At 50.0% G+C, this 1153-nt stretch carries 1 protein-coding gene; it reads left to right on the top strand.

The window, feature by feature from the left end:
• On the top strand, nucleotides 1-1153 hold a 1153-nt coding region (locus R7E42_RS24995), incomplete at both ends, for a DEAD/DEAH box helicase (protein WP_318073237.1).

Raw genomic sequence — 1153 nt, 5'->3', positions numbered from 1 at the left:
TCGCGCTGATATGCGAAAGTGACTTGTTTGGCGATCGCGTAATTCAACGCCGTCGCAAAGACAAAAAAGCCGTCAACAGTGACACTGTTATTCGCCACCTTGCCGAGCTGAAACCAGGCCAACCTGTTGTTCATATTGACCACGGCATCGGCCGCTACATCGGTCTGCAAACCCTTGAAGCGGGGGGAATGAAAACCGAGTATGTGACGCTTGAATATCAAAACGACGCCAAACTTTATGTTCCCGTTTCCTCGCTAAACTTGATCAGCCGTTACTCTGGCGGCGCTGAAGAAACGGCTCCTCTGCACAAACTTGGCGGTGAAGCGTGGTCGAAAGCACGTCGAAAAGCAGCTGAGAAAGTACGCGATGTTGCAGCAGAGCTACTTGATGTATACGCGAAGCGTGAGCTAAAACCGGGCTTTAAATTTGCCTTGGATCGTGGCCAATACGCGACCTTCAAGGCAACATTCCCGTTTGAAGAAACCGATGATCAAGCCATGGCAATCAACGCGGTGCTTTCCGATATGTGCCAAGCAAAAGCGATGGATCGCTTGGTGTGTGGTGACGTTGGCTTTGGTAAAACAGAAGTTGCCATGCGTGCGGCCTTTGTTGCTACGGACAACAGCAAACAAGTTGCCGTACTCGTGCCAACAACCCTGCTTGCTCAGCAGCATTTTGAAAACTTCCGTGACCGCTTCGCGAACTTGCCAATCCGAGTCGAGGTGCTTTCTCGCTTTAAATCAGCCAAAGAGCAAAAAGTGATTTTGCAAGATGTTGCCGATGGCAAAGTTGATATCGTCGTCGGTACGCACAAATTGCTCTCCAGCGACATCAAATTCAAAGATTTGGGTTTGTTGATTGTCGACGAAGAACATCGCTTCGGTGTTCGTCAAAAAGAGAAAGTCAAAGCGATGCGCGCTGACGTGGACATTCTCACCCTAACGGCAACGCCGATTCCTCGTACGCTGAACATGGCAATGAGTGGTATGCGTGATTTGTCGATCATCGCCACACCACCAGCACGCCGTTTAGCTATCAAGACATTTGTTCGTGAACGTGAAGAGTCCGTGGTGCGAGAAGCCGTACTGCGTGAAATCATGCGTGGTGGTCAGGTTTACTTCCTGCACAATCAGGTCGAAACCATCGAAAAAGC

Source organism: Vibrio sp. Vb1337, assembly GCF_033338715.1.
Taxonomy (GTDB): Bacteria; Pseudomonadota; Gammaproteobacteria; order Enterobacterales; family Vibrionaceae; genus Vibrio; species Vibrio alginolyticus.
The sequence above is the reverse complement of the archived record's forward strand: the minus strand, read 5'-3'. Positions and strand labels throughout refer to the sequence as shown.